12 protein-coding genes are annotated in these 22,243 nt (G+C 67.5%); 11 read left to right on the forward strand and 1 reads right to left on the reverse strand.

Annotation, left to right across the window (positions count from 1 at the left end):
- Window positions 1-8: 8 nt before the first annotated feature.
- The 7 genes from ACI2JZ_RS07965 to ACI2JZ_RS07995 all read left to right on the forward strand — a co-directional run bounded on the left by ACI2JZ_RS07965 (window position 9) and on the right by ACI2JZ_RS07995 (window position 9,537).
- Window positions 9-929: an aldose 1-epimerase family protein gene (locus ACI2JZ_RS07965; RefSeq protein WP_404597130.1), complete on the forward strand. Its 921-nt coding sequence runs from the start codon at window positions 9-11 to the stop codon at window positions 927-929.
- Window positions 930-1,038: 109 nt separating this feature from the next.
- Window positions 1,039-1,653, forward strand: a complete 615-nt coding sequence (locus ACI2JZ_RS07970; protein WP_404597131.1) for a hypothetical protein — start codon at window positions 1,039-1,041, stop codon at window positions 1,651-1,653.
- Between the two features lie 174 nt (window positions 1,654-1,827).
- A complete protein-coding gene (locus ACI2JZ_RS07975; RefSeq protein WP_404597132.1) occupies window positions 1,828-3,228 on the forward strand; it encodes an RNA polymerase sigma factor in 1,401 nt (466 codons plus the stop codon).
- Window positions 3,229-3,669: 441 nt separating this feature from the next.
- On the forward strand, window positions 3,670-3,798 hold the full coding sequence (locus ACI2JZ_RS07980) for a hypothetical protein (RefSeq protein WP_404597133.1): 129 nt from the start codon (window positions 3,670-3,672) through the stop codon (window positions 3,796-3,798).
- 189 nt (window positions 3,799-3,987) lie between these two features.
- Window positions 3,988-8,079, forward strand: coding sequence for an SdrD B-like domain-containing protein (locus ACI2JZ_RS07985; protein ID WP_404597134.1), 4,092 nt, complete (start codon window positions 3,988-3,990; stop codon window positions 8,077-8,079).
- Between the two features lie 82 nt (window positions 8,080-8,161).
- Window positions 8,162-8,557, forward strand: coding sequence for a GNAT family N-acetyltransferase (locus ACI2JZ_RS07990; protein WP_404597135.1), 396 nt, complete (start codon window positions 8,162-8,164; stop codon window positions 8,555-8,557).
- Window positions 8,558-8,928: 371 nt separating this feature from the next.
- Window positions 8,929-9,537: a hypothetical protein gene (locus tag ACI2JZ_RS07995; RefSeq protein WP_404597136.1), complete on the forward strand. Its 609-nt coding sequence runs from the start codon at window positions 8,929-8,931 to the stop codon at window positions 9,535-9,537.
- Between the two features lie 106 nt (window positions 9,538-9,643).
- Here the strand turns inward: ACI2JZ_RS07995 and ACI2JZ_RS08000 are convergent, their stop codons facing one another.
- Window positions 9,644-10,471, reverse strand: coding sequence for a hypothetical protein (locus ACI2JZ_RS08000; RefSeq protein WP_404597137.1), 828 nt, complete (start codon window positions 10,469-10,471; stop codon window positions 9,644-9,646).
- Between the two features lie 296 nt (window positions 10,472-10,767).
- Between ACI2JZ_RS08000 and ACI2JZ_RS08005 the strand changes: the two genes are divergently transcribed.
- The 4 genes from ACI2JZ_RS08005 (at window position 10,768) to ACI2JZ_RS08020 (ending at window position 22,222) form a co-directional block, all read left to right on the forward strand.
- On the forward strand, window positions 10,768-12,918 hold the full coding sequence (locus ACI2JZ_RS08005; protein ID WP_404597138.1) for an Ig-like domain-containing protein: 2,151 nt from the start codon (window positions 10,768-10,770) through the stop codon (window positions 12,916-12,918).
- Window positions 12,919-13,014: 96 nt separating this feature from the next.
- The gene (locus tag ACI2JZ_RS08010) at window positions 13,015-13,506 is read left to right on the forward strand and encodes a hypothetical protein (RefSeq protein WP_404597139.1); all 492 of its coding nucleotides are present in this window, start codon (window positions 13,015-13,017) and stop codon (window positions 13,504-13,506) included.
- Window positions 13,503-15,086: a response regulator transcription factor gene (locus ACI2JZ_RS08015; RefSeq protein ID WP_404597140.1), complete on the forward strand. Its 1,584-nt coding sequence runs from the start codon at window positions 13,503-13,505 to the stop codon at window positions 15,084-15,086. Before ACI2JZ_RS08010 ends, ACI2JZ_RS08015 begins: the two co-directional genes overlap by 4 nt.
- 185 nt (window positions 15,087-15,271) lie before the next feature.
- Complete coding sequence (locus ACI2JZ_RS08020; RefSeq protein ID WP_404597141.1) at window positions 15,272-22,222, forward strand: GEVED domain-containing protein; 6,951 nt, start codon at window positions 15,272-15,274, stop codon at window positions 22,220-22,222.
- Window positions 22,223-22,243 lie beyond the last annotated feature (21 nt).

The raw sequence follows: 22,243 nt of genomic DNA on the forward strand, positions 1-22,243 counted from the left end.
TGGATCCAATGACCACCACCCCCCGTTCCGGCCGCCAGTTCACGATCTTCTCCGACGGCTACGAGGCGACGATCGCGAGCGTCGGCGCCTCTCTGCGCGCGTTGACGTTCCAGGGTCGCGATCTGGTCGTTCCCTTCGACGCGGATGCCGTGCGCCCCGCCTACCGCGGAGCGACCCTCGCCCCGTGGCCGAACCGCGTCGTCGACGGCACATACTCGTTCGGCGGTGTCGACCACCAGCTCGCGCTCACCGAGCCCGCGCGCGGGCATGCCCTGCACGGGCTGCTCGCCTGGGCCGAGTGGGACGCGGTGGCGACGGCATCCGATCGGGTGACGCTCGAGGCGACGATCCCCGCGCAGGACGGCTACCCGTTCCGCGTGACCGTACAGACCGAGTACGCGGTCGGCATCGACGGACTCACCCAGACGGTGACCGCGACGAACGTCGACGACGTGCCCGCGCCGTGGGGCACGGGACCGCACCCGTACCTGTGGGCGGGCGACGGTGGGGTGGATGCCTGGACGCTGAGCCTGCCGGCATCCGAGGTGCTGCTCGTGACCGAGGATCGCCTGAGCCCGGTGCGCGTCGAAGCCGTCGAGCTGGTGCCCGAGTTCGACTTCCGTGAGGAGCGGCTGATCGGTGAGACGTTCATCGACCACGCGTTCACGTCTCTCGAGCGGCATCCGTCGGGCGTCGCCGCGGTGACGGTGCTCGCGGCCGACGGCCACGGCGTCGCGATCACGTTCGACGAGCGCTGCCCGTGGGTGCAGGTGCACACGGCCGACACCCCGCTGCCCGAGACGAACCGGATCGGCCTCGCCGTCGAGCCGATGACGTGCCCTCCCGATGCCTTCAACTCGGGCGTCGACCTGGTGGTGATCGAGCCCGGGGAGTCGCACGCCGCGGCCTGGCGCATCTCCGCCATCTGATCTCGTGTCCGATGTCGGCGATTGATTCCGACGCCGATCTCGTCTTGATGATGGCGACCGATCTGGGAGCCTCGGGCTGGCGCCCGGTGGGAGACGAGGGAGCAAAGTCGTGGCAGCGTTCGATCCGGAGTTCAATCGTCGGCCCGAAACCTATGTGCGGCAGCGATCCTGGCCGCGGACGGTGATCTTCCTCGTCCTCGCGATCCTGGCGGCAGTGATTCTCGTGTACGTGCTCGTGAACTTCGCCGACCTGCGCGAGGATGCCGCGCAGCAGACGGGCTCTACCAGACGCACCGTCGGTCGCCGGTTGGGAACGCTGGTGGCACCGCTCTTCCTCGCTTTGGTCGTCATCGCGCTTCTCATCGCAGCGGCCCGCTGGGGGCGGGTGTGGAAGCTCGTCCGGTCCGGCAATCCTCTTCGTAGGCGTCACTACAGTTCGGCCGCGGGAGGGCGTGCTGTCTACGACTCGCTGTTGCGCGCATTCCAGACACATGATCCCGCCTTCTTCACTCCTCTCCCCCCGCAGCCATCCCACACGAACGTGGAGATCGAGTTCTGGACGTCGAAGGAAGATCGGCTCGGCCTGGCGACGCTCGTGCTCTACGAAGGGAAGAACAACAAGGAACGCACGTTCTCGGAACCCGTCGTCTTCGAGGGCGCGGACTACGACGCGCTTGAAGCCGCGCTCAAGCGAGGCTTGACGGAGGCATCTGCTCCGCGCTGAAAAGGCGGCGGACAGGGACGACCGGTCGGTCGATCTTGACCTCACCCGGGATCATTTCGTCCCCGTGAAAACCCAATCTCACACTCTTCGTCGGTCGGCCGGTGTATCGTAGCGGCTCGGCGGCAGCACACCCGAACGTGCTCCGCGATCGCCCGCGACTCGATGAGGATTGTGATGACCGACGCGTTTCCCCCCGACGCGGCGACTGCCCGTTCCGGCGCCGGTAATGATTCCGATGACGCGCCTTCGCTCGATCCCGCTGACTTGAACGCTCTCGTGCTTCGGGCGGCGGAGGGAGATCGTGATGCCGCGGGCGAGTACTTCGCGCAGGTGCTCCCGTCGTTGACTCACACGTCCAAACGGATCGCCGGCATTACGCACGACGCCGACGATCTGCTCGGCGATGCGCTGCTGATGGTGCTGGCGAAGTGGTCGCAGGGCACGGGCCCGACCGAGAACGTGCCGGCGTACATCGCGCAGACCATGCGCAATCGCATCCGTGACGACTTCCGCTCGCCGCGGTCGAAGGTCGCCCCGCTCGACAACGTCGAGGAGCCGGCGTCGAGCGCCGATCCGCGCATCCGCGAACTCGAGATCGAGTCGGAGCTGGCGATCGTGCGCAAGGCGCTCGCCGAGTTGCCGTCTGACCAGCAGCGTGTGCTCGTCGCAACCGTGCTCGAGGGGCGCAAGCCGCGCGACCTCGAAGAGCACATGGCGCGTCCGGCATCCGCGATCTATTCGCTGTCGCGCCGGGCGAAGGGGAATCTGCGTCGCACGACCCTGCGGCTGCTGCTCGAGGAGAACGCCCGGCCTGAGTGCGTGGCGGCGGCGCAGCTGCTGCCCGATGCGGTGGGCGACACCCCCGAGGGCACGAAGGGCGGCCGGGCGACCGACCACTACCGCAGCTGCCCGTATTGCCGTCGGTCGTGGAAACGATTCGCCGGGCTCGCGACGCTCGGCGCACTGCCGCTCGCGGGAGCAGTGGCACTGGCCGGCCCGTCGGGCTCGGCCGAGGCCAGCGAGCAACCGGTCGACGGGACGGATGCCTCGGCGCCGGAGATGCCGGCGGATGCTCCCGCCGATGTCCCGGCCGACGTTCCTTCCGATGCTGGTTCCGGGTCGTTCTGGCAGGAGTGGGCGCGCACGACGGCGATGCTCGCGGCCGCCGCGACGGCGCTCGTGCTCATGACGGTGGTCGTCGTGACCTTCGTCACGAAGACGTGGTTCTTCGCCGAGACCCCGCCGGGTTCGTTGACGGTGACGGCCGTGCAGGTAGACGATGCGACCAGCGAGTTCGACATGTCGCTCGCCATCGAGGACGAATCGTGGACGGTCGGGTTCCTCCGGATCGACCTGTCCGTCGACGTCGAGTCGGTGTCGGCTCCCTCCGGATGGGACTGTCTCGTCGAGGGCGGTGACGTGACGTGCACGACCGGTCTCGACTCTCCGGGTGGTGGGCGCTTCGACATCGGGCATGTCCCGGGCGCGCAGATCGAGTACGAGTTCCGTTTCGATGGCCGCACAGAGGGTGGGGCGATGCTCACCGGCGCCTCCACGGGCATGATCGACGACTGATTTCGTGTGCCACCGACAGATTCCGTCGCTGGACCCGTCAACTGAGTGTGGGGAGCCTTCTCCCCATTCGACCCTCCCCAGTGTCGAGCCCGAACCGGGCAGCTGGGTGGAGACGCCTCCCCAAGTCGACTCCACCCAGCTCTTCTGCACGGGGGCGACGGGAGGCGGGTCGATCGCTCGGGGGAGGACTCGAATGGCAGCACGCATATCACCACATGCAGAGGCGCACGGCCGCATGCCCGTACGGGATGAGCTGACTCGCGCACGGGGGCGGGATCCGCATCGTGTGCGCGACTCTTCGCCGACTCGAGAGCGGTTGCTTTTCGCCCTCGACCACGGCCCCGCAACAGTGGATCCCGCGGAGCCGCGGTGATCCGCGGGCGATTCGAGCGGCAGGTGCCGCCGATTTCGTCGAAGGCTCTCTCTGACCACGAGGTCAGAGTGTCGATCGTCATCGAAGACGGTCACGGCTTCGTGCACCACTACGACGACATCATCACGACGTCGGGTGCCGCAACGGAGGCGTTGATGACGCTCGCACACGTTCGCACCAAAACCGTACTCACTTAGATACAAATTAATTCACACGAAGTTCTTAGTTTCGCGTAATAATGAGCGCTACCCGAAGTCTCACTGTGTGGAGGACATCTGACGTTCTCTGCTCACGGGGAGCACACGTTACGCATCACCTTGGCTAGGGGAAGGGCCATCATGACTCGTAGGACCGCGCGTACGCGCACTTTGACCAGGACGATGGGGGTGGCAGCGGCGCTGAGCGCGCTGTGCGCCGGTCTCTTCGTCGCCACTCCGGCGTCCGCGGCGGCGACGCTCGCGCTGACGATCAGTCAGACGACGGGAACCGCGCCGTTCTCGGCCGATGACGCCGCCGGCAACGACTCGAGCGCCGACAACGACATCATCCGCACGAACGACACCATCTCGTACAACCTCGGCATCCGCTTCGAGGGCGACGACCAGACCACGCCGACCGTGCGCTTCACGGTTCCGCGTGGCCAGGAACTCGTGAGCCTGCCGCCGTTCTGCCTGCCGGGTTCAGGGGCGACGCCGCAGACGCTGCCCGCGCTGACCCCGCCGATCACCGGAACGTCGTGGCAGTCCTACCCCACGCAGGAAGTCGTCTGCGTGCTCGACGACCAGACCGGTGGCACCTCGCTCAACTATCCGTTCGTCACGCGGGTCAAGCCCGAGGTGGCCAACGGCACTGTGATGGACGACGTCGTCTTCGATGTGACCAGTGACCAGATTCCGGACGCCGTGTCGACCGAGCCCGTGTCGCAGACGGTGTCGGCCGCGCCGCGGTTCGACCTGTCGAAGCGGCTGGATGCTGCTGCCGCCAATCAGGGCCCGCTCGGACAGGCGACATCGGCGTGCGTCGACGACACGTCTCGCGTGTGCCGGGATCTCACCTACCCGGTGACGATCTCGGTGCCCGCCGGTGGGAAGGGTGTGACGCCGCTGTCGTCGACGATGCGGTTCGAGGACAACCTGAACCCGGCATCTTTCTACGGTGCGACGGTCTGGGGCCAGATGGTCGCATCGGCGGGCTCTGAGGCGGCAGCGACGGCGGCGTACGCGCCGATCTTCCGAAACTGCCAGATCACTACGTCGGGCAGCGGCTTCCGTACGTCGATTCCCTACACCCGTTCCAGTCTCGGTACCTACTCGAATACGACGAACTCTGTGCGCGACAGTGGTTCCATCAGTTGCCCGGCGGGTGCGCCGGGGCAGAACGGTGTGATCACGATCACCAACGCTGATACGACGGCCGTGACGGTCCCCTCAACCACGGGCAATGGCACGGCGCTCGGTGGCGGACTCGGTTACGTCGTCTCGTTCGAGCTGCGGGTGCAGGTGCCGCAAGCGGCCGTTCTGGAGTTCGGCGCGACGACGCCGGGCAACTACGTGCTCAACACTCACAACGAGTACTCGAACGTTCAGATGACGGGCATCGACGGAACACCGAACGTCGACAACCCTGCGAACAACGTGCGTGACGCCGCGATCACCATGTCGGCGACCGGCAACTTCGACAAGGCCTTCACCGGCATCTGGGGTCAGCCCAACAACACGGACGCAGTTGCGTTCTCTGGCGGAGGCGTGTTCCAAGGTCCCCCCGGATCGGGGCTGCGCAAGGACGGCAACACCGTCGTCATGCCGGGGCAGTCGGTCCAGAGTGTGCTCTCGATCGCGGAGAGCGCCCCGGCGGGAAGCGGCACCGACTTTTCACGATCGGTCATCGCATGCGACGTCTGGGACTCCGACAGGCTCGCACTCGCGGGTCACCCGAACTGGACGGGCCACCAGCCGGCGAACTACCCGAGCAACGGTAGCCCGGTGTACATCGCCGACGCTCGGCAGTCGAACGTGGCCATGCCTGCGAGCAGCGTCGGCACTGCGGTGTCTGCCGCCCGTAACCTCCGAGTCGAGTACAGCATCGGCGCGGCCGGTGCCGGCGCTGAGGCGAACTGTGCGACGGGTACATGGGTGACCGACCCCTCAGAGCTGGTCGCACCTTCCGTTGACGATCAAGGTCGCACCGTCTGGCCCGGCGTCAACCGCGTGCGGGTGACGTTCAACACCGAGTGGCCCGTGGGAACGACCTTCGGAGACGTTACGCTCCAGTTCGCGATCGGCCAGGTAGTTCTCGACTCCGACGACAGCGCGCCGATCGGCAACTGGGCATCGCGGATGCTCGCGCTCGGTGTGAAGGACACGGAGGCGATCATCGCCGACCCGGCTCGTCAGAACGCACTTCCGAGCTACAACCCGAGCACCCACACAGGCAACTTCGGTGACCGGCTCATCCAGGGCGAAGGCATCGTTCGAGTGTCGAAGTTCGTCGAGAACCTGACCACGGGTGAGTTCGTCGACAACACGGTTCCGCAGTACACCTCCGGTTCGAACATCCGATACCGCCTGAACCCGTCGCTCACCACTGCCGTCGCGGTCGAGGGAAACCCGGCTCTCGTCAAGATCGAGGATTGCCTGCCCGAATACCAGGTGTACGGCTCGACGGTTCAGGGTGCGAATGCGATCACTCCCGAGGTCGTGCAGATGGGCGCTCCGGCCGATGCGGAGATCGCCTGTGCGGCGAACCGGCAGTACGTGCGGTTCAACCTCGGTGAGTTGCCGATCGGTGCGCCGATCGAGCCGCTGATCGTGACGGCAGAGATCATCTCGACTGCCCGCAACGGCGTCTACACCAACCAGGTTCTCGCCGCGTCGCCGATCGACGGCAGCCCGGCGAACCTGCGCGACGACGACGTGCAGATCCAGCTGGTCGTGCCCACGGGTATCAAGGTCGCGAAGACGGTCAACAAGCCCGTCATCGAGGTCAACCCCGAGGGCGTCGCCACTCCGCGCACCATCCAGTGGAGCGTGTTCTTCGCGAACGTCGACTCGCCCGAGAACGTCAGCAACGTCGATGTGATCGACGTGCTGCCCGCCAACGGTGTGAACAACAGCGACTTCGAGGGTCAGTTGGTGCTCGACTCCGCGACCGCGGTCGCCGGTGACAACATCCGTATCCTCTACACGGCCACGGCATCCGCCTCGTTGAACGTCGCCCCCGGGCACGCATCCAACGCTGCGGGCGGCGCCACCGTGTGGTGCGACGCGATCTCCGGCAACGTGGTGTCCGGCTCGGGCACGGCGGCCGACTGCCCGACGGCGAACGACGAGGTGACGGGTCTGCGCTTCCAGCGCGCGGGCGCCTTCACCCCGGCGACGCCGTTCCAGGTCGACATCGCCATGACCCCGGTCGGCAACGCCGGCGGCGACGTCTACAACAACGTCACCGCGGGTCGCGCCGACGGCGTCACCCAGGGCGTGGGCCCCGCCATCCGCACCGTGCGGATCATCTCGTCGACGGTCGGCGACCTGGTGTGGGAAGACGTGAACGCCGACGGACTCCAGTCCGAGGGCGAGCCGGGCATCGCGGGCTTCCCCGTGCGCCTGGTCGGAACCGACGTCGACGGCAACCCCGTCTCGCTCGAGACCGTCACCGACGCCGACGGGTTCTACTCGTTCGGCAACCTCGCCTCGGGTGAGTATCAGGTGATCTTCGATCCGAACGGGCTCAACTCCAACACGACGTTCACGACGCAGCACGCGGGCGACGTGAACCTCGATTCGGATGCCGACACGACCACCGGCGCCACGCAGGTGTTCACCCTCGGGCAGGACACCGAAGACCTCTCGCTCGATGCGGGCGTGATCATCGACCGGGACTTCGACATGGTGCTCGACAAGCGCTACATCGGAGCCACCGAGCTCACCGACGACAACACCTCGGTCGTGACCTACGAGCTCGACGTGATCAACAACGGCACCGCCGAGGGCGTGTACGACCTGGTCGACGCGCTCGACTTCGGAGGCGACGTCGAGATCGGCGGTGTGGAGGTCGAGAACATCACTCCCGGTGAGGTCGACACCAACCCCGACTACGACGGGGTGGAAGACACGACCATCGCGTCGGACGTGACGCTGGCAGGTGGGGCGACCCACACCTACCGTGTGGTCATCGAGACCACGATCGCCACGACCATCACGGTCGTCGAGGCGGAGTGCACGACCACGACCACCGAGAACGGCGGCGGGTTCGTGAACGAAGCCGAGCTCACGGTCGACGGCACCACCGTCACCGACAAGGCGTGCGGTGACATCCCGGTGCCGCCGGCAGCGGGCGGAGGAACCACTCCTCCCGCCGGTGGCCTCGCGATCACCGGTGGCACGATGGCCGGCATCGGCGTCTCGATCGCCGCTCTCGCCGCCCTGGCTCTCGGTCTCGTGCTGACGCTCCGTCGTCGCCGCGAGGAAGAGACCGCCTGATCCGCTCACGAGCCCGCCGGGGTCGGACTCGCGTCCGGCCCCGGCGGGCCCGTGGCTTCGCGTACCCCGAGAGGAGGCGCCTGTGTCAGGGCTGACCACCGTCGTGTGGGGTACTTCGGGTGCGATCGTTGGCAGCACGGGATTCGAGATCAGCGCTGACGGTCGCGATGCGTTGATCCGGAGCGTCGCCGTCGCCCCCACCCAACGGGCACGTGGTCGAGGCAGAGCGCTGGCGAGCTTCGCGCTCGAGCATGCGGCCGAGGAGGGCGCACGCAGAGCGTGGCTGTTCAGTCGCCGGTCGGGCCCGTTCTGGCAAAGCCTGGGATTCGTTCCCGCTGACCGTGACGAGCTCGCCCAGGCGCTGGCGGGCACCCATCAGGTTCGACTGTTCCAACAGACCGGGCAACTGAGGTGCGAAGTCGCCTGGTCGCTCTCTCTTGCCGCGACGCGACCCCGAGTCGCCGGCGATCCTGTGTGATACCGACTGGCCACGAGATCCGCCCTGCGACCGACAGATTCCGGCACCGAGATCGTCTTGCATATAGCGCCTCTGGCGTGGCTCCGACGGCCTCCCATCCTCGTCGGAGCAATCGGGGGGATCCGCATCTATCTGGGTGCGCATCACTCGACGACGGCCGGCCCTCCTGCTGCGGGGTCGGCCGTCGGTTCTCCCCGGGTGCAAGCGAAAGTCGCGGAGATTCTCCCATCGACCGACGGATTCGGTATCCCATCTCGTCTTAGATGATGACGCTCGTTCGAGTCGTTGCCCCCGGTGGCGGAGCGTCACGGCGGCCGTCTCTCCTCCCTCCGAGGCGGCCGCCACCCGCAGTCGATCGGATTGGAGAAAGAATGGATCATCCCGACGGCGTCAGGTTCGGCGCTCTTCTCGCATCCCTCGCCCTCGCCACGCTGACGTTGAGCGCATGCGTCGACGCATCGGAGCGACCTGTGCCCTCAGTGACAGCGACGAGCGACGCGTCGGTCTCGGACGAAACGCTTACCTTCGACCACGGGCAAGGCCTCGCTCCCGACCTCATCTTCCGCGTGCACAGTGCATCTCTCGCACCGAGCGAAGGGGCGGACTTCACATACACCGACAGCGATGGACAGGGGTGCCGGGTCGTGCTCGAGCAGATGGACCGCGAGTTCTCGGAAGGAGACGATCGTTCGGCGACGCAGAGCATCCTGGAGGCGCGCGGTATGGGGGCGGGCGCGGAGTTGGAGACGGTTCGGTACGTCTACGACCCGGCCGGGCTCGGCGCGTTGCAGTCGATCGAGTTCCTCGGCTTCCGGGAGAGCGGTTCGAACATCGCCCGCTTCACCTCCGCTCGCGCCATCGTCGCAACCGACGACCTATTGCTCGTTACGTTCGAGTGCCCCACCGCTACGGCGCTGGACTCCTACATCGAGGAGATCGGGCACGAGGTGCGAGTCTCGGTTGTCTCAACCGAGCGCTGAGTACGACGTCACGACGGACGATGCCCGGACCACGCAGGCGGCGGCCCGGGCATCGTTCTGCTCAGAAGGGGTGGCAGCGGGCGAACCGATGCACGCCGAAACTGCTTCAGCCCTGAGCGGGGGGCGCCGAGGAAGCGGTCGTGAGTCGGTCCTCCGGCAGAGTGAGCTCAGCCGCCCACCACTCCTGCAGCTCCTGGCTGTGAAGCACGACGGTGCCCCGGGCGGCGCCCCGGACGATCTGATACCCCCGCACGATCGACGGCAAGCGCTCGATCGTCGGGAAGGCAACGCCACGAGTCGACAGCCGTGAGGCGACCTTGACGCTCTTTCCGTCACGTACGTGCTCGGCGACGCCGTCCAGATGCACCGTGCCTTTGGTACCTCCAATCGGTGGTGCCCCGTCGACGTGCTGAATGACGAACACGAAGTCCGGGTCACGATCTCCCGGGTGGAACCGACGAAGCCGCACCAGGTCTCGCATCGAGATCACGAGCAGCCACGCGATCAGCGCCGTGATCGCGATCGTGACCACCGCCCAGGCCCAATCCCAGAAGCCCGCGGATTCGGGCGGAGTCAGACGTACGTCTCCCGTCGAGGCGCGTACCCAGATGGTCGTCTCGGCCCCGACCTCCAGGTCATCGCTGCGTACCTCGCCGGTGCTGTCCTGTCCGTCGAGTGTGTACCGGATGTCGACGGTTCGATACTCGACCCAGTGCCGGGTGCGGCGCGATCCCTCGAGTTGTTTCTCGGTGCCTTCATCGATCACTTCGCCGGTGACCGTGGTGTACGTAGCCGTCACCTTGGTCACGACCGAACGGACGTTGACGGCGGCGAAGAAGCCGGCGACGACGATCACGCCCACGAGCGCGATGATGAAGGCGAGCCTCCCTCGGGCGAATCTATTGATGTGTGTGCGGTCGATGGTGTGATCCATCAGTGAACCCTTTCCGAATAGTCGGCCCTCCCCAGGTTCGGTGGAAAGGCTAGCCCGCCGTCGATCGAACTCCTGCGATGAGTGCCGTGCATGTGGACTACTTCCGAGGGGGCCGACCGATTCAGGTGGCTGACTCGTCTTGAAGGTGGGATCGGATTTCGACTGGGGATGCTCGCGCATCGAGGGGAGCCGATCCGGAAATTGATCGACGACACCGCGTAACAGATGCGGTGCGAAGCCGTCTCATAAATGGGCAACGGCCGACGAGACGGCGAAGCAAGGGGAAGGTACTGAACATGAATGGCAGCTCCACAGTGATGCGGAGACGCTCGCGCGCAACGGGCGCGCTCGTCGTGCTCGTGGGCATGATTCTGGCGATGCTCTCGGGTATCCTCGGCGCCGCACCGGCGCACGCCGCAGAGATCGACGGCGTGACCAGCGTGGACATCGTCAACGCTCCGCCCTACGTCAAGGACGCGCAGTATCAGGTGAATGCGACGTGGGCGGTGCCTGATTCGGCGCAGCCGGGCGACACCTTCACCCTGAACTTCCCGGATGCGCTTGTCGGGTTCGGAGCCACGATCGACCTGCCGGATGCGGATGGCAACATCGTCGGCACCTGCGCGGTCACCGAGTCGCAGTTCGTCTGCACGCTCACGGATTTCGTCGCCACGCACAACAATGTGCACGGCACTTTGAACTTCAACGCGAAGTTCGTCGAGGAGTTCACTGAGGAGCAGATCGAGTTCACGACGGGCAACAACGTGACGATCGTGACGGATGTCGAGGGTGGTGTGGGTACGGCGGGGCCGGATGATGTTCCGACGTCGCCGACCAAGTTCGGCTACATGAACAACGACGGCACGTCGATGACGTGGGTGATCCGTGTGCCGAGCGAAGATCTCGGCTCGGGCCCGAACCCGATCATCACCGATGACTACGACGCGCCGCTGGTGTTCGACCCGGCCGGCCTCACCGTCCGTTCGATCGCCAAGGCGGACTGGGCGCAGAAGGACGATGAGAGCGTGTGGCAGTACCTGGGCCAGGGTGCCACGGCGGGCACTTCGTACACGTTGACCGATCGTCCGGCCGACACCGCGTTCGATGTGCAGCTCAACGGCGCGAACACCGACGGTACGCGCGTCTACGAGGTCATCGTGGTGATGGATCTGCCCGTCGATGTCGCCGACGGTGATGTCTTCAACAACCGTGCCGTGGTCAACGGTACGACCTACAACGCGACGCCGGTTCCGTACGTGGACGCCGGTGGTGGCGGTGAGGGCGACAGCCTCGGCGACATCGCGCTCACCAAGACGGTCACCGGTTCGGGCGCCCCGCAGGTCGCGGGCACCTCGTACACGGTGAACTACTCCTACGGCACGACGAACGGCACGCTCACCGTCACCGACGGTCAGACCGCGGAGCTGAACGACGTGCCCGAGGGTGCGGTCATCACGCTCTCCGAGGTCCAGGCCACAGGCGAGGGCGTCGTCTACGGCACCCCGGTCTTCTCCGGAACCGGTGTCACCGACAACGGTGACGGCACCGCCACGGTCACGATGATCGACGGTGTGATCGAGATCGGTCTCGAGAACCCGGTCGAGCAGCTGCTGGGCGGTTTCGACGTGACCAAGGTCGTCACGGGCTCTGGCGTCGGCGTCGTCACCGACGCGGAGTACACGGTGAACTACTCCTACGTCGCCGCGGGCGAGACCGTCACCGGTTCGCTCGTGATCGCCGACGGTGAGACTGATGGTCTGGCCGGGCTGCCGGTCGGCACCGTCGTCACGCTCTCGGAGGTCGCACCGACCGCCGCGAACGTCACCTACGGCACCCCCGTCTACACGGGCACCGGTGTCACCGACAACGGTGACGGCACGGCATCGTTCACCATCGGTGAGGGCACGGTCGCGATCGGTCTCGAGAACCCGGTGAACTTCACCCTGTACTCGTTCGCCGTGACCAAGACCGTCACCGGTGACGGTGCGGCCAAGGTCGTCGACATGTCCTACACGGTCGAGTACAGCGCGATGGTTCCGGGCGAGACCGAGCCCCGCGAAGACACCTTCGAGGTGCGCAACGGCACGATCTACGAGATCGTCGACGTTCCCGAGGGAACGGTCGTCACGCTGAGCGAGGTCAAGGCGACGGCTCCGGGCGTCACCTTCGCCACCCCGAAGTTCACGGGTCCCGGCGTCACCGACAACGGTGACGGCACCGCCACCTTCACGCAGGGTGCGGGACTTGTCGAGATCGGTCTCGAGAACGCGGTCACCGTCGTGCCGCCCACCACGCCGCCGACGAAGCCGACCACCCCTCAGGGCGGGTCGACCACGTCGCTCGCCATCACGGGTGCGGACTCCACGCCGCTGATCGTGATCGCCGGACTCCTGCTGGCGTCCGGAGCGATCGCCCTGGTGGCACGCCGCCGCCGCGGCCAGGCGTAAGCCGCTGACAGCCGGGGGCCGCGTACCGCAAGGTGCGCGGCCCCCGGTGTACCTACCACCGACCTGTTCGACCGACATTCCCCACCGAGGAACCCCATGCACGTCACCACTGCGAACGCGGCACGCACACAAGCCACGCGCCTCCGCCACGAGCAGGCCCGCCGCGTCGTCTCGACCGTGTCGATCGTGTCGCTCGGCCTCGCGACGATCATCGCCATTCTTCTCGTCACCGACATCCGCGGAGCAGGTGCCGCAGGCCTCGCCGCGGCGACCGTCGGCGCCCTCAGCATCGGATGCTTCGCGGCCGCGCTCTTCGGCAACCTCGCGCTCCTCGGCCACCGCGCACAGGCCCTCGGCGCCCTCGGAGCCGTCGTCACCGTGGCCACCGCCACGCACACCGTCTGGATGACCTGGGCGTTCTTCAACGACACCGCCGCCTTCGCCGATCACTCGCCCCTGCAGTGGGGCGGCATGCTCGCGACGTTCCTGCTCGCGATCGCGGCGATGCTGATCCGTTACACGAGTCCGCTAACCTCAACGCACCCGACGCTCCACTCCGCCGCAGCAGCAGAATCCCGAGCCGCATGACCGACGATCCCCGCGAACCCGCCTCCGGCGACGTGTCCGACACCTGGCCGCGGGAGGAGCGAGAGCGCATCGTCGCCGAGATCCACGGTGCCGTCGACGCCGAGCGTTGGGACGACTTCGGCACCATCATCGACGACTACTTCTTCGCGCTGTCGATCGATGCGCCCGATGCGTTGATCGAAGCCTGGCCGCTCGTTCCACGGGGCTGGTTGACGGAGCACCCGAGGCAATGGCTCGCCGCCGAGTTCTCGGCCGCGATCTGGCGCGGCGCCGAGCGGGTGGAGGAGCGCGTCACCCGCACGTTCACCCAGTGGGTGCTCGCGCAGGCGAACCCGGCCCCGCGCGACGTGCTGCTCGTGCACGCCATGGACGTGCGCCAGCACCTCGTCGCAGGCAGGTTCGCCCGCGCGAACGATGCCGCCGATGATGCGCAACGGATCATCCGCGACGCCGAGGATCGCGCCGGCTTCGAAGATCTGATCGGCATCGCGCAGGTGCAGATCGGACTGGCGCGCTTGGTGACCGGAGACCTCGGTCGAGCCACTAATGCGTTCTCTGCGGGCTGGCGACAGTGCCGCGCCGGGCTCCCGCACCCGATGGCGCCGTACCTCGCCGGCTTTGCCGCGGTCGCATACGCCCTCGCAGGAGACAACGGGCGCGCGGCGGAATGGACGGCACGCAGCGGAGTACCCCGCACGGACGACCCACGTGCGATGACCTACCGGTTCCAGTTCGGCGGTCGTCTCGCCGAAGCCCTCGTCGCCCTCGGATGCCTCGACCGCACCGCGGCAGAGACCGCTCTCGACCAAGTCGACGTAGGAATCGAGTCCGGCGATCTCTGGTGGATCGGCACGCATGCCCGTGCGCGGTCGGCCCTGTTCTGGGGCGACCGCGCTGCGGCGCTCCGCGAGATCGAGCGCAGCCTCAACTCCTTCCCCTCGCTGACGGCGCCGACCTCACTGGCGGGGGCGCGGCTCCGCGCCGATGCGTCCGATCTCCTGCAGTCGCTCGGAGAACCCGAGCGGGCGTCTCGTGTGCTCGAGCCCATCGAGCGGGCAGAGAACGATCCGTACCTCGCCGTCAGCGCCGCTCGCGCGCTCATGATCCAGGGGCGCGCCCGCGAGGCGACCGAACTCATGGACCGCGCTCAGACCCATCGGCACCCGGAGGGCATCGAGACCGCGCGCTGGCGGGTGATGCGCGCGAACCTCACGCACCTGGCGCGGCCCACACCGAGCGCCGAAGACGTGATCGCGGGGACACGATCAGTCCTCGATGCCACGCAGGCCTGGGATGCCGCGTACGAGGCCATCCCCGGCGTTCGGCAGGTGATCACCGCCGACGCTCCGCTCCCCGGAGACGGGACGGCACGCTTCGTGCCGCCGCCGATGGTGTCACTCACCCCGCGTGAAGAGCAGGTGCTCGGCCTCCTCGCCGCGCACGCCTCGGTGCAGGAGATCGCCGACGCGATGTACGTTTCACGCAATACGGCCAAGACGCACCTGCGCGTGCTCTACCGCAAGCTCGGCGTCTCGAGCAGGGAAGCTGCGCTGGAAGCAACCGGCCATCTCCGCCGCTGAGGTCATATCCGGCGAAGCCGCAGTGGCGCCGTGCACCCACCCCGGGGTGAGTACCGGGGTGAATTTTGCACCCTGAGAGGGTGATATTGGTTTCCTGAGCTTCTCCTGAGTGCGTGTTCATCGGAATACTGGCGCTGAACTGTCGTGGCTTAGTCGTGCCCGGCAGTCGGGGAGGAAACACAAGCATGCGTGCGCAGGGGAAGCTCACGAGGGGCCGACGGACGTCGGATTCTCAGAACACCGGACTCAGCAAGAAGCGACCGGCGCTCGCCGTCGTCGCCGTGACCTCGTTGGTCGTCAGCCTCATGGCGACGTTCGTGCCGACCGCCGCGCTCGCGGCCCCGGTCAGCAACAACGCCGCCGTCGGGCAGACGCTCGGCGGGCCTGCGGCGGCCGGCCTCATCGCCAAGCTGGCGCCGGGCAACCCCGGTGTTCCCTCCGCCCCGACGACGCTGTTCACCGAGAACTTCGAGAACAACCGGGTCAATACCCCGGTACTCCTCACGAACTACACGGGCGTCGGTGGCCAGACCTACACGGCTGCGACGCCTTGGCTCTCCAATTGCAACGGCATCATCGTGAGTCACAGCATGCCGGCGTCCAGTCAGGGGAACTGCGCCAGCCTGAACAGTTCCGAGCACCTGCGGCAGATCGTCTGGGCTCTCGGATCGTTCAACGGCACGGCCGGCCCCACCAATAACCGCGCCGTCGCCGCGTACACCGAGGGCAACCCGGGGGCCGGCCTGATCGAGTTCGCAACAGTGAACCCGGTCGCGCTGGCAAACGCCAACGGCCGGTTCCTGACGTTCAGCGTCAATGCCGCCGCCAAGAACTGCCCGCCCATCGCATCGGCGCCGCTGTACAACTTCTCGCTCGTGTCCTCGGGCGGCACCGTGACACCGGTCGGCGGACAGATCAACGCCTGCTCGTCCGGCACGGTCGTCACCGCACCGGCCGTCGGCTCGGTCCCCGCCGCCCCGGTCAGCGTCGGCACGTACACGTCGAATGGCTCGATCCTCTTCAGCGGCTCCTCGGTCGGCATCCGCATGACCAATGCCAACGGCAGCGGCGGCGGCAACGACGCGGCCTTCGACGACATCCGCATCCTCGACGTCACCCCGCAGCTCGACAAGTCGTTCTCGCCGACCACGCAGTTCGTCGACGGCGTCTCGACCCTCACCTTCACGGTGACCAACACCAGCGAGCTTGCGTCGAAGGTCGGCTGGGGCTTCACCGATGAACTCCCCGCCGGACTCACGGTGGCGCCCGCTCCCAACCTCGGCGGTACCTGCGTGGCCACGCGTGCCGCGGCGCCGGGGAGCACCACCTTCACGGTGTCCAACGGATCCCTCGCCACGAACCAGGCTTCTTGCACGATCACCGTCGATGTCACCTCGGGTGCCACCGGCTCCTTCACCAACGGGCCCGATAACGTCACGCCGAACGGCCTGAACGAGCCCGGCGAGAGCACTGTCGAGTTCGTGGCCTCGGACTTCGGTGACGCGCCCGGGAGCTACGGCACCACGCTCGCCCAGAACGGTCCCCGTCATGGGCTCGTCGGCTACGACGCGGACACGGGAGTCTCGACGCTGATGTTGGGAGCGTCCGTCGATGATGAACTCGACGGACAGCCCACCCCCCTAGCCGACGGCGACGACCTCGCTGACCGTGCTGACGAAGACGGTGTCGCGGCCCCGATCGTACTCACCAACGGCACCCAGACCGCGGTGACCGTCTCTGCCACGAACGACACCGGAGCGGCCGCGACCCTTGCAGGCTGGATCGATCTCGACGGCAATGGCACGTTCGACGCCGCCGAACTCGTCACCATCCCGGTTCCCGCGAACAGCGGCATGGCGGACTACATCCTGACCTTCCCGGTCGGCACGGTCACGACAGAAACGTTCGCCCGCTTCCGCCTGTTCTCCGGAGCTGTCACGAGCCCACTTCCGACGGGCGCAGTCATCGGCGGCGAGGTCGAGGACTACCCCGTGACCTTCGCCGATCGTGCCCTCGAGATCGAGAAGGAGACGACCCAGACCGTCGACAGCCGTCCCGGCGATGTCGTCACCTACACGATCACCGCGACGAACACGGGCACGGCTCCGTACAACGCGCAGTTCCCGGCCGTCGTGTTCGACGACCTGCGCGGAGTGCTCGACGACGCCGAGTACAACCTCGACGCCACGGCATCCGTCGGCTCGAACCCGACGTACATCGACCCGGGCTTCATCTCGTGGTCCGGGGCCCTGCCGGCCGGCGACTCGGTCACGCTCACCTACTCGGTGACGCTGCAGGCCGGTGGCGACGGTGTCGTGCGCAACGTCGCCTGGCAGCCGACCACCCCGCCGACTCCGGGCAACCCGCCCACCGACGTGCCGACCTGTGACCCCGCCACCGGCGAGGGCACCGACCCGGTGACCGGTGAGGTCTGCGCCTCGACGGAGAACCTGCTCCCGCGTCTCACGATCGACAAGACCGCGAGCACCGACGAGCTGCCGGCCGACGGAGACTCCGTCACCTACACGGTCGTCGTCACCAACGAAGGCCCGGGCGAGTTCACAACCGAGTCGCCCGCGACCTTCGTCGACGACATGACCGAGGTGCTCGACGACGCGACGTACAACGGTGACGCCACGGCATCCGCCGGAACCGTCACGTACGCCGCTCCCGAGCTCAGCTGGTCGGGTCCGCTCGCCGCCGGAGCGTCCGCGACGATCACCTACACGGTCACGTACGACGCCTCAACTGGTGACAACGTGCTCATCAACACCGTCTGCATGCCGGAAGAGGATGCCCTCGACCCGGATGCCGCGTGCGACTTCGCACAGGTGCCCGCAGCCGCACTGTCGATGGACAAGACCGTGAACCCGGCATCCGGCACCGCCGTGATCGCCGGCCAGGAGGTCACGTACACCCTGTCGTTCACGAACGAGGGAGCAGCGCCGGCCACGGTCGACGCCCTCGACTCGCTCGCGAACGTGCTCGACGACGCGACGCTGACCGCCGGCCCCACGGCCGACGCCGGCCTCACCGCGACGCTCACCGGCACCGACCTCGCCATCACCGGTGAGGTGCCCGTCGGCGAGACCCTGACCGTGACCTACACGGTGACGGTCGCGGACTACGCCGACCAGGGCGACCACGTGCTCGGCAACGTACTCAGCAACGGCGACGGCACCTGCCCGCCGATCGGCTGCGAGGAGACCGAGAACCCGGTTCGCCACTACACCGTGTCGAAGGAGGTCGCGGCGAGCACGCCCGAGACCGTGAACCCGGGTGACGTCGTCACCTACACGCTCACGATCGTCAACGACGGCACCGCCGCCTACACGTCGGCCATCCCGGCGACGATCAGCGACGACCTGTCGGCCGTGCTCGACGACGCCACGTTGACCGGCACGCCCACCGCGGTGGTCGTCGGACAGCCCGGCATCACGCTGCCGGTTCCGACGTTCGCGTCGCCGAACCTCAACTGGTCGGGTGCGATCGGTGTCGGCCAGACCGTCACGATCACCTACTCGGTCGAGGTCAACGACCCGCGCTCGGGTGACGGAGAGCTCGCCAACGTGGTGCTGCCCACCGGCCCCGGCGGCGAGTGCGCCCCCGACGAGTGCGCGACCGTCACCCCGGTGCAGTCGTACACGGTGTCGAAGTCGGCATCCGCGACGAGCGCCGTCCCCGGCGACACCATCACCTACACGGTGGTCGTGACCAACAACAGCGACGTCGCCTACACGGAGGATGCCCCGGCATCCTTCTCCGACGACCTGTCGGCCGTGCTCGACGACGCCGCTTACAACGACGACGCCACCGAGGGTGCGACCGTCACGGGCAGCACGCTCGCCTGGGAAGGCCCGCTGGCCGCCGGCGCATCGATCACCATCACCTACTCGGTGACCGTCAACAACCCGGTCTCGGGTGACGGTGTGCTCACCAACGCGGTCGTCCCCGACGGCCCCGGCGGCGAGTGCGTGCCCGACGAGTGCGGCACGGTCACCCCGGTGCAGGCGTACACGGTGACGAAGGAAGCCTCCGCGTCGACCGTCGTCCCCGGTGACACCATCACCTACACGGTGACGGTCGAGAACACCGGTTCGGTGGACTACACCGACGGTGCTCCGGCATCCTTCTCCGACGACCTGTCGGCCGTGCTCGACGACGCGGTCTACAACCTCGACGCCGACAACGGCGCGACGTTCACCGACCCGACGCTGAGCTGGTCGGGTGCGCTGGCCGCCGGCGAGTCGATCACCATCACCTACTCGGTGACCGTCAGCGACCCGAACACCGGTGACAACGTGCTCTCCAACGCGGTCGTTCCGACGAGCCCCGGCGGAGACTGCATCGGTGAGTGCGAGACCACGACCGACGTGCAGTCCTACACCGTCTCGAAGACGGCATCGGCGACCTCGGTGCAGCTCGGCGGCACCATCACCTACACGGTGACGGTGACCAACACGGGCGGCGTGGACTACACGACGGCTGCTCCGGCATCGTTCACCGACGACCTGTCGGCCGTGCTCGACGACGCGTCGTACAACGACGACGCGACGAACGGCGCCACGGTGACCGGCAACACGCTCGCCTGGTCGGGTGCGCTGGCGGCGGGTGAGTCGATCGACATCGTCTACTCGGTGACGGTCAACAGCCCCAACACCGGCGACAACGTGCTCACCAACGCGGTCGTCCCGACCGGCGACGGCGGATCATGCGACCCCGCAGAGGTCTGCGAGACCGTCACTCCGGTGCAGTCGTACACGGTCACCAAGACGGCGGATGCCGTGGACGTGATCCCCGGCGACACGATCACCTACACGCTGACGATCACCAACACCGGTGAGGCGGCCTACACGGCCGAGTCCCCGGCGGCGCTGACCGACGACCTCTCCGAGGTCCTCGACGACGCGACGTACAACGGTGACGTCACCGGCGGAGCGACCTACGCCGCTCCCGTGCTCAGCTGGTCCGGCCCGCTCGCTGTCGGCGAGACGGTCACGCTCACGTACTCCGTGACCGTGAACGACCCGGTCACCGGTGACAGCCAGATCGACAACGCGGTGGTCACCGCGAACGGCGGAAACTGCGAGCCCGGCTCGACCGACCCCGCCTGCCTCGTGAACATCCCGTCGGGTTCGTTCACCGTGTCGAAGGATGCCTCGGCGACCAGCGCGCTGCCCGGCGACGTCATCACCTACACGGTGACCGTCACCAACACCGGTGCGATCGACTACACCGCCGACGAGCCCGCCTCGTTCGACGACAACCTCGCGAACGTGCTCGACGACGCGACGTACAACGACGACGCCTCGAACGGCGCGACCGTCACCGGTACGACGCTCTCGTGGTCGGGTCCGCTCGCCGTGGGCGCCTCGATCGAGATCACGTACTCGGTCACGGTCAACCCGGCAGGCTCGGGTGCGGGCGATCTCAACCTCGGCAACATCGTGGTCCCGACCGCTCCGGGCGGCGACTGCGACCCCGAGGGCGAGTGCGCCACCGACACCCCGATCGGCCAGTTCCAGGTCTCGAAGGCATCGTCCGGCACGGGCGAGGTCAACGAGGGCGACGTGCTGACCTACACGATCACCGTCACGAACAACAGCGCCGTCGACTTCACGGAGGACGCCCCGGCATCCTTCACCGACGACCTGTCGGCCGTGCTCGACGACGCGACGTACAACGACGACGCGACCGAGGGCGCGACCGTCGATGGCACGACGCTGAGCTGGGAGGGTCCGATCGCCGCCGGCGCCACGATCACCATCACCTACTCGGTGACCGTGAACGCGGCCGGCGACGGCGACGGCATCCTGACCAACGCGGTCGTTCCCGGTGACGGCGGAACCTGCATCGGCGAGTGCTCGACCGAAGACGCCCTCCAGGCCTACACGGCCTCGAAGACGTCGTCGGCCGGCGGCTCGGTGACCGTGGGCGACGTGGTCACCTACACCGTGACCATCACGAACACCGGTGCGGTGGACTACACCGACGAGGAGCCCGCCTCCTTCACCGACGACCTGTCGGCGGTGCTCGACGACGCGACGTACAACGACGACGCGTCCGAAGGTGCCACCGTCACAGGAAACACCCTGTCGTGGTCGGGAGCCCTCCCCAGTGGCGCTTCCCTCGAGATCACGTACTCGGTGACGGTGCTCGCCGCCGGAACCGGCGACGGTGTTCTCACGAACGCGGTCGTCCCCACCGGTCCCGGCGGCGGGTGCGACCCGGAGGCCGAGTGCTCGACCACCGACGCACTGCGCTCCTTCACGGTCGACAAGTCCGCATCGGCGACCACGGTCACCCGCGGTCAGACGCTCACCTACACGATCGTCGTGACCAACACCGGTGCCGCTGCCTTCACGGCGGATGCCCCGGCCAACGTCTCCGATGACCTCACGGCTGTGCTCGACGATGCGACCTACAACGGCGACGCCTCGAACGGTGCGACCTACGCCGCCCCGATCCTGTCGTGGTCGCTCGCGATCCCCGTCGAGGACAGCGTCACGCTGACCTACTCGGTGACCGTGAACGCCCCCGCGACCGGTGACCTCGACCTCGCCAATGCCGTCACCCCGGGTGATGGCGGCGAGTGCCTCGAGGAGGGCTCGTGCGTCACGAACACGCCGATCTCCGCGTACGACGTCTCCAAGTCGGTCGACACGGAGACCACGGCCGCGGGTCAGAAGGTGACCTACACGATCGCCATCGGCAACACCGGTGCGGTCGCGTACACCGATGAGACGCCGGCATCGTTCACCGACGACCTGTCGGAGGTGCTCGACGACGCGACCTACAACGGCGACGCGACGAACGGGGCGACCTACACCGCTCCGGTGCTGAGCTGGGCGGGTGCGCTCGAGGTCGGCCAGGTCGTCTCGGTCACCTACAGCGTCACGGTCAACGATCCCCTCACGGGCGACCGTGAGCTCGTGAACGCGGTGCTCCCCGGTGACGGCGGAGCGTGCGGCGACGCGTGCTCGGTCACCACGACGGTCACGCCGCCGGCCCCGCCGCTGGCGACCACGGGTCTGAACCCGTGGATCGTGGGTGGGGGCCTCGGAGTCGCGACGCTGGCGATCCTCGCCGGACTCGCACTGCTCCTGGTGCGCCGTCGTCAGAACATCACGGAGTAATCGAGAAGTAAGGCAGAGGTG

The organism is Microbacterium sp. NPDC087868, assembly GCF_044900755.1.
In the GTDB taxonomy this organism is placed as follows: Bacteria; Actinomycetota; Actinomycetes; order Actinomycetales; family Microbacteriaceae; genus Microbacterium; species Microbacterium galbinum.

Excerpts from the sequence above, each read along its gene's own strand:
- ACI2JZ_RS07965 (WP_404597130.1), top strand. The coding sequence starts at position 9 with ATGACCACCACCCCCCGTTCCGGCCGCCAGTTCACGATCTTCTCCGAC.
- ACI2JZ_RS07975 (WP_404597132.1), top strand. The coding sequence starts at position 1,828 with ATGACCGACGCGTTTCCCCCCGACGCGGCGACTGCCCGTTCCGGCGCC.
- ACI2JZ_RS07995 (WP_404597136.1), top strand. The coding sequence starts at position 8,929 with ATGGATCATCCCGACGGCGTCAGGTTCGGCGCTCTTCTCGCATCCCTC.
- ACI2JZ_RS08000 (WP_404597137.1), bottom strand. The coding sequence starts at position 10,471 with ATGGATCACACCATCGACCGCACACACATCAATAGATTCGCCCGAGGG.
- ACI2JZ_RS08005 (WP_404597138.1), top strand. The coding sequence starts at position 10,768 with ATGAATGGCAGCTCCACAGTGATGCGGAGACGCTCGCGCGCAACGGGC.
- ACI2JZ_RS08010 (WP_404597139.1), top strand. The coding sequence starts at position 13,015 with ATGCACGTCACCACTGCGAACGCGGCACGCACACAAGCCACGCGCCTC.
- ACI2JZ_RS08015 (WP_404597140.1), top strand. The coding sequence starts at position 13,503 with ATGACCGACGATCCCCGCGAACCCGCCTCCGGCGACGTGTCCGACACC.
- ACI2JZ_RS08020 (WP_404597141.1), top strand. The coding sequence starts at position 15,272 with ATGCGTGCGCAGGGGAAGCTCACGAGGGGCCGACGGACGTCGGATTCT.